Genomic DNA, 8,447 nt, shown 5'->3' on the forward strand with positions numbered 1-8,447 from the left:
GTATCAAAAAACACCTCAATTAGATGAATAGAGATTACATCATTCACTTTCCCTACTCACGCCTAATTAAGTTGCCATTTGCATCATAGTAATGATAAATGAGTCTACCATCTGGAGATGTTATTGTTTCATTTTGTTGCCGACATCGTATGAATATATCGTCACACATGCTTCAGTATCATAATGGATAGTCATTGTTATAATCCAGCTTCGCCTGCCAAACGGGAGTGAAGCCGTTTTAAACCTGAACTTAAGTGTCAATTTTCATAGATTCATATAATAGCATTATTTTCCCTACTGCACATTTATTATTTATTAGCATTAATTTGTAAAAAAATGGATATTTAATGACTCTTTTATCTTTTTATCGACAACTCACGTTATATTTAAGCAGTATATTATGTAACTATTCTTTCACTATCTTTCTCTGTACTTGATTGCCATTGGCGTCATACTCTATTTCAACAATCTTTCCATTTGGATAGATGATTCGCTTTACTTCATTACTTTGATTATATTCATAATGAACAAGATTAAGATTTCCTTGAGTGTTAAGTAGTCGTAGCCTTACTTGATCCATGTCCAAATAAGCCCCAACTTCCCCACCCACCGCAAACCGGATGCGAATGGATGCAACATTCGGCTGAACAACAAACCTAGTATAATGTGCCTTCCAATTCCAAATCCCTTTTCCATATACGTTATGAATTTCTCCTGCGTTATTCCCTTGTGCGTCTGCTTGGATAATACTCATCTCAACTCGTCCCACTGGCAAAGTATATCTTAGAAATGCTTTAATTGTATAAGCTGATCCACCCCTAACAGGAATCTGATCAGATAGCACATACTGATAAGATTGTGCATCGTTGTCACCATTGTATAACCGGTAATGAAGTTTCCCCTCTACTGGTTCGTACGGAGCTAAGATTGCGTACGAATTCGAACTCTCCCCGTTTCACCAAACAACTTCCCAAAAATCAGGCAACTGATTATGGTTGGAATCCCTCTCGAAATCACCATTTATGTCAACCATATTAGAATATGAACTACTGTTTACCTGATTAGCAACAGTCCCCAAAGCCATTGCAACTTCTGTACTTTCATACGTACCTCGTTCAAAGTTTTCTTGAGTCACAAGCACTTTCTCTGTGAGACTAGCACTAGCGGTGCTTGAAATCAGAAAGAAACTTAACAATATCGTCACTATACCCATTAAATAACTTTTAAAAGCTAGCTTCACAACATTTCCCCCTTATTTAGCCTAAGTATTTAGTATATTTCCTATAGGATCTATTTAACAGTTATTATTTCCCACGATATAAAGGGAATATGGAACGCATTTGACTCGACTCTTTCCAATAGTCATATTAAAATTTACAAAGGCTATGCGTACTAACTATATACACTTTCAAGATGGTCGCGCCTGTCACGAGTAAGAAGGCCCATGAGTTCATGAGCCTTCTTTATTCCTACAATTTAGTTGTTCTGTTCATCAAATACACTGGAGTCTCCCATCCGCATTATTCCATATCAATAACACTTAACATATTCCCATTCTTATCGTAACGATAGTACTTATGTCTGCCATTAACCCCATTCCAATGTATCAATCGACCATTCTTATCATACACGTATTCATCTAAAACCCTTGTCTTGTTTACTCTTATGCTTTTCAATTCAACAGCATGTTTTCCGTACCAGTAAACTCTGAATTCCAGTGCGTGCCCCGGATGTTCATTCTGGAATTGAATATTCAAATCTTGAAAATGATTGATAATAAACTGCTCTTGATATACATCTTTTTGCTGAATAATCTCTCCTGTATCAGCATCGTATATATCTAATCTTAGAACAGGATCCTTGCTCTCACTGCTATTCTTTAATTTCATCGACCAAGTGCTTACCCACGTCCCGATTTCCATACCTTTTTCATATGGTCCAAAACTCATATGTCCTAGTTGATCCTGTTGAGGCTCCACAACCCATGCATCCTCAATAAGCTTTCCTGTTCTATGCCCCATTGCCGGATCAGACATATTCCACACTTTCCCAAATGAACTTGGATACGTCCCCTTCATTTGAAGGTTCTTCATTTTGATAAATGCATTTCCATACCAATAGGTGCGGAACTCCAATCGGTGACTCGGGTTTACGTGGACGAATCTCAAATTAAAACTTTTATATTCATACGGACGCTCAAATTCTTGCCGTCCGATCTCACGGAAGGATAGGATCTCATCGGCATCAACATCGAACACCTCTAAACGAACTATTTTTGCGTGATCTGCCGAACGATTGTCGATCATTAATGGCCAACTGATTTCCCATGATCCTATAGATACATCTTTCACGTAGGGCCCAAAAGTCAAAAAACCTTCGTTGTCTTGCTTTGTATTCGCTGACCAGCCCTCTTCATCTAATCTCCCCGTTCTGTGACCAATCATAGGGTCTGATAAACTCCATGTTTTCTTATAGATTATATTTGTAGATTTGCCTATGGATATGTCTTTGGCCGTAACCTTGGCTAAGCCGTGCCAATAAATCCTGAACTCTAATCGGCGATCCGGTGATACATTGTCAAAAGGAAGCTCGAAATACTGCGTTACATTAGAATAAAGGAATTGCTGCCTCGTTACTTCACGTGACGATAAAATCTCATCTGCATCGGGATCATAGACTTCCAAGCGAGTTATTTTCTCATTATCAGCAGAGTTATTATCGATTATCAATGGGAAGCTTACCTTCCATGCTCCTAGCGGGAGATTCTTCACATAAGGTCCAAAGCTTAAAAAACCTTCCTTATCCTGCTGTATATTGGCTGACCATCCCTCTCCATCTGCTCTGCCAATTCTATGGCCAAGTGCAGGATCAGACATCTTCCATGATTTCACCAAATTCAACTTTGCCGCTTGATGGACTGTCACTTGATTCACTTGTAACGTAGTCTCCCCGTGCCAGAAAACCCTAAATTCCAATCGTTGTTTTGGTTTTGTTTTCATAAACTTCAAATAAAAATCCTGATAGCTATGAGGTTTCGAAAATTGAAAGCTTGCTAGCTCTTGAAAAGCCAATATCTCATTAGAATCCGGATCATAAACTTCCAAGCGAGCAATTTTAGAGGGGGCATTTAAACTACTAGGCACCTTCAGCGACCACGTTGCAGTCCATTCTCCTATATCGAGATTATCTACATAAGGTCCAAAAACTAAAAATCCTGGCTTATCTTCTGGAGGTATAGCTATCCAATCATCTCCTTGTGCTTTACCGATACGATGTCCAATATTCGGAGAAAACATGCCCCATTTCCTTGCCTTATCATTCGTTGAACCTAACTCAATTTCGAGTTTAGAAGACTCTTTGGCATCTGCTGAATACTGCATTAGCGAGGCCAGCACGAACAACAAACAAGCACAAACAATACATTTTACACTCAAGTGAATATGACGTTGCATTGATAATTACCATCCTTGTTTGTAATTAATTAAACTTCTACTCAACTCTATAGGACAGCCAAGATAGTAAACGAGCCATCTTCCTATTAGATTATCGGACTAGCTGCCTACGTAAAAATCGGAAGAATTACGTAAAAAACAGTATACAAAGAATACATGCCCCGACCATTAATATGTAATCAAGTATTAGGGCGCGCTATTCCCTGAAGATGCTGTCATTTATTTTGAGACCAAGATTGAGCTTCCCAAGTCTCAATCAACCCGGATTCCTTGCCTGAAATCACCTTATACATGTTAGCCTGCACTTCAGATGGTAAAAGCCTATAATTCCAAATTCTCATCTCACCAAGCTTACCAGCAAATCGGTATAGGCTCTTATCGCTGTTTCCTGATATGAACGCCGATGGAGTTGCCGCAACTGAATACGTCGTCTTCCCCTTAACCGCTGTTATGTTCTGCTTTACGCCATTAATACACAATTCATTATCTGTCGCATTTGGCACTCCGTTATAGAAGGTCGCAGCTACATGCACCCATTTGTCTTTTAACTGATCCGATGGTATACCAATGATATTGCTTTCGCCCGTATTAAATCCAAAATATCCGTCCGCAAACCAAAGTGCATAATGGGTATTCCATGAAAAAGGCATGACGGAATTAGTACCATCCCATTTCATCCAGAACTCTACCGTATTTTTAGCCCCCGATGTTTGATTTACCGCCAAATTTTGCATCAAGCTCTGATCACCCCCACTAAAATGGAGAGTAGAAAGCTTATGCGTTATGTTCCCGTTGTTATCGTATACGTAGTCTATACTTTGTCCAGCAGTGGATTGAGCATCATTTAACCGTCCAGCCCCATCATATGAATACTTACTTTCAACATTTGCAGCAGAAGCTTGGATGACTCCACTCTGTAACACCATATAGCAGATACATAAGTTTACACACATCAACAAAATGATGCGTTTCTTCTGACGTGCTAGCCAATTCATTCTTTTTCTCACCTTTCTAATTCAACCTCGCAAGATACTATTGCTACTCTATTACGTATCCCCATATTGCACCAGTTATATATGTTATTTCGAAAATCGAATTCCCTTACTGGCCTCCTATCAACTTAGAAGGGCTGTTCGTTGCAATTTTTATTGCATTTTCAATTTATTTCGGTTAAACCGTGAGAAAGCGAAGGTAATGTATTTGCATCAAAACACGATGGTATCTGATGATTTTGGAGTTATAACAATGGATGATTTTCCTAAAGGGGATATTATTCATACGTGCGCACACCATATTGGATAAATATCATACAGGGGTGATGAGGATTATATTTGATTCAATCTAGCCGCCCGATTCATTCGACACTGGGTAGGGTCAAAGAAAAGACCTTGAAGGGACTAAAAATCCCAACAAGGCCTTAATTTCATCATACACCTTACTTATCAAAATCATTTAACCAGAACTTTTCAAAATCCTCATCTAATGAGATACTTCTCAACAATTTCTATATGTCTACCTTTTCGATTTTATCAATACGTTTTTTCTCTGGAACTATTCTAGCAACGTCGCCCAGAATACAAATACTTTCGAAAAATACAATCAACTTGCAAGGTGTTTTGACCCCTGTCTCACAAATGAAGGATAATCGCCTTCGTCGAATAAATTTTTATTCTTTTCCCCAAGTAAGAATATTTGAAAATTCCTTCATAATTTTGGGTAATACCATCCTTTCAAATTCCCCTATGTTTTTTTCGCAAACTACCAAAGAATAGCCATCCATATTTTCCTGAACATAAAGTGCAAACGAATAATCAGTAAAGTTTCCTTTTTTAGGATGAATTAAACACTCAAAAAGGATATCATTTTTGAGTAACAAATCAAATTCTGAAAATGATGTAACTTCACACCACTTAGTTTGTCGATCACGACGTTTTTCCTCAAAAGGGTAAACAGCTTCATCAGTTTCGAAAATCACTCTATTTTGTAGACCACAAAGATTTGAAGAAAAATTATCAAATGGCATAATGAGAAAGCTATTGTTACAAGTAAAGTAATTAATAATATTATATAATGACTGATTAGTAAGCCTCTCATCATAAATGTCTTCTAGATAAAATAATACATTATCCAAATAAACGTACCTCCGACTCGAATATTATTCCCCATAATGATGCATTCTTTTGTTACTATCGTAGTGGAAGTGCTTTAAATAAGTTCCTATTTTAGGTGATCTACCGGTTCGTCCTTCATACATCGGTTGAAGAATGTGAACTTCACCAATCTTATTGCCTCTTCCATTTAGAACTTTTGCTTTAACCGTGTTATCCCATGAAAGCTTACCTGGGTATTCAATTGTATATCCTCTATCTCTCAGATAGCCATCTACATCTCCAATATAATTCCAATTATTTGGGTTTATCCCTGCAGTTAGAATTAATGTTCTATAGACAATGTCACCTTCTGAGTTTTTCATTACATCAATTAACTGAGAATCACCATTCTTATTATAAGCTGTTATTGTTAATGAGTCTTTACTTCTAAAAGTAATACTTGCGGCTCCATCTTGACAACCACCTGCTAAATAACTACAAGCATCATTTCTTAAAGCAAGTCCTTGTATCTCCATTACCTTTTGAATATTAGAATCGTTAGAAGCTCTATAGCCCGCTTTAAGTAATCTTAAGTTCTCTGCTGCTGCAGGATTGAGGAGTCCATCGTATCCACTATATTGATTAATCTTGAACGATTTCTGGAAAAATTCTAGCATTCCTACATAAGCATTGTTCTGAGCCAATTCTCTAAAACGACTCGAGCTAGGAAGAACGTAATCATGACCAGAAAAATCTATATATTTAAGTGGATTATTAGCTACATACGTATACAAGTTCAAGCTCAGAGGACTTCCCATTTCCCCTTCATACGTATCCTCATTAATAAACCGACCTACACTCGGATCATACCATCTTGCGCGCAAATATTGCAGATTCGTTGATGCATCCCAGTACTCTCCCGAATAGCGGAAAATGTTCGGAACCGTCTCCTCTTGAACCAATGGATTGCCCCAGATGTCATACGTATATCGGTTAAGTACATTTCCTTGCGCATCACGGATTTCCGTAACATCGCCGTGTCCGTTGGTTACATAATACTGAAGACCATTCTGTCCTGGAACTTGACGTGCCAGCAGCTTTCCATTCGAGTCGTGGACATACGCCGCTGTAATGGTGACGCTACCGACCCCCTCTACCTTACCTTCTGCTACAATCTTCGCTCTATCGTCATAGTAGTATCGGGTCGTTACGCCCCCCTCGGTGCGCTCTACCATCAGATTATCCCCATTATAACGGTAGCTGACAGCCTTACCGTCTTCGGTTGTTACTTTGACTAAGCGATTACGCTTATCGTAGGTGTAGGTTGCCCCCTTGATATCCAGTACCTGATCGCTTTGCAAGGTGCTGCGGTTATCTCGTTGATCGTACGTATATGCCTCATTGAATTGGCTTGAGGTCTTGATTCGATTCAGCGTATCGTAGCTAAATTGATAAGCTGCTCCATTATCATTTTTAGCCGTAATATTTCGGTTGTTATCATAGGTATAGCTGTAGTTTCCAAACAGTGCTTCTCCTTGCTTCTGTTGGATACTTGCTAGATTATAACCATCATAATTGTATATCTCATTGAGCCCATTCGACGCACTCAGTTTTGCAAGATGCTTAGATTGCTGGTTAAAATTATACGTAAACTCGGTCAGCATCGTTCCATTGCCGTCAAGTGCTCGAAGCTTTGTTGGAACACCGGCCTCATAGAGATAATCTATATTAGAGGTCATAGCAAAGTTCGATGCGTTAATGGTTTGCTTCGTTCTCAACTGACGAGTGTCATAATCAAAACTCAGCTTCGTTTGATCTGGATATTGAATCGATGCCAGTTCGCCTGTTGGATAATACCCATACGCCGTCGTTCCTGTTCCATCGGTCATCGACATACGTTTGCCTAAGGCATCGTAGCTGTACGTTATCGTTTCGTCAGCAGCTGCCGCTTTTGTCAGCAAATTAAGAGGATCATATTCAAAGGTCTGGGACTGCCCGTTCTTATCAATCGTGCGGGAGATGTTACTATTAGCATCATAGTACACTTTCTCGGTTTGCTTGTTCGGATCTGTCTGCTGGATCAATCGTCCTATCTCGTCATATCGTTTCTGTACCGTGTTGCCATCTGCATATTTGACTTCGACCATATTTCCAGACAGATCATATTGATAACGGGTTGTCTTGCCTTCGCTATCCGTTACAGCAAGCAATCTTCCCAGAACATCGTACTCATACTTGGTCACATTCTGATTCGCGTCTGTGGAACTCGTGACATTCCCCGCATAATCATACTCGTAACGCGCCAACACTACATTCCCAGATGGATTGAGCTCTTCCTTCATTTTCACTCTGCCTAGAATATCGTACGTTTCTTTAATCGGGTTATTTGTGCCATCCATCGTAATCTTGGTATTGGCGCCGTCATCAAACTGATAACGCGTAGCAGCAAAATACCCCGGTTGTTCAGCTATGACACGTCCCCAGGCATCATAATCATATCGGGTAGCCGAACCGTTGAAGTCTCCCTTAGAAATCAAATCGCCATATTCGTTGTAACGATGCTCTGCCGTCCCTCGCCCATTCGTTTCCTTGATTAATCGTCCGAAAGGATCAAAGAATCGCTCCGTTCGTTGTCCGGCCGCATCCGTGACTACGATACGGTTGTTTGTGTCATCATACTCAATCTTGGTTTGCGTTCCGTCTGCGTAGGTTACCGCAGTTACACGATTCAAATCATCATACGTATAGGTGATGGCCTGTCCTTTTCCATCCACATATTGATACAGCATTCCAGTCTCGGGAATATATATGGCCTCTGTCGTCAGCTCTCCGGACACGCCAGCCGCATCCGTCACCGTTACCGATTGCTTATTCGGGAAAATATAGTTATGGGTTTCATTGAATT

General features: G+C 39.6%; 6 protein-coding genes. All 6 read right to left on the reverse strand.

Features of this window, described 5'->3' with window-relative positions; all coding sequences use genetic code 11:
• Positions 1-406: 406 nt before the first annotated feature.
• Positions 407-754 (reverse strand): hypothetical protein, encoded by a 348-nt coding sequence (locus AZ66_RS23610; RefSeq protein WP_044357092.1) that lies wholly within the window; start codon positions 752-754, stop codon positions 407-409.
• Positions 755-955: 201 nt separating this feature from the next.
• Complete coding sequence (locus tag AZ66_RS23615) at positions 956-1,240, reverse strand: hypothetical protein (protein WP_044357093.1); 285 nt, start codon at positions 1,238-1,240, stop codon at positions 956-958.
• Positions 1,241-1,520: 280 nt separating this feature from the next.
• Entirely contained in the window at positions 1,521-3,452 is a 1,932-nt protein-coding gene (locus AZ66_RS23620; protein ID WP_044357095.1) for an RHS repeat domain-containing protein, read from the reverse strand.
• Positions 3,453-3,667: 215 nt separating this feature from the next.
• Positions 3,668-4,447, reverse strand: a complete 780-nt coding sequence (locus AZ66_RS23625) for a LamG domain-containing protein (RefSeq protein WP_044357096.1) — start codon at positions 4,445-4,447, stop codon at positions 3,668-3,670.
• A 671-nt stretch (positions 4,448-5,118) separates the two neighbouring features.
• Positions 5,119-5,583 carry a hypothetical protein gene (locus tag AZ66_RS23630; RefSeq protein ID WP_044357097.1) on the reverse strand — a complete coding sequence of 155 codons (465 nt, stop codon included), beginning with the start codon at positions 5,581-5,583 and terminating at the stop codon, positions 5,119-5,121.
• 24 nt (positions 5,584-5,607) lie between these two features.
• Positions 5,608-8,447: RHS repeat-associated core domain-containing protein (locus AZ66_RS23635; RefSeq protein ID WP_331436933.1), on the reverse strand; the 2,840-nt coding region annotated here is incomplete at its 5' end.

Origin of the sequence: Paenibacillus sp. E194, assembly GCF_000935845.1 — a bacterium.
In the GTDB taxonomy this organism is placed as follows: Bacteria; Bacillota; Bacilli; order Paenibacillales; family Paenibacillaceae; genus Paenibacillus_B; species Paenibacillus_B alvei_B.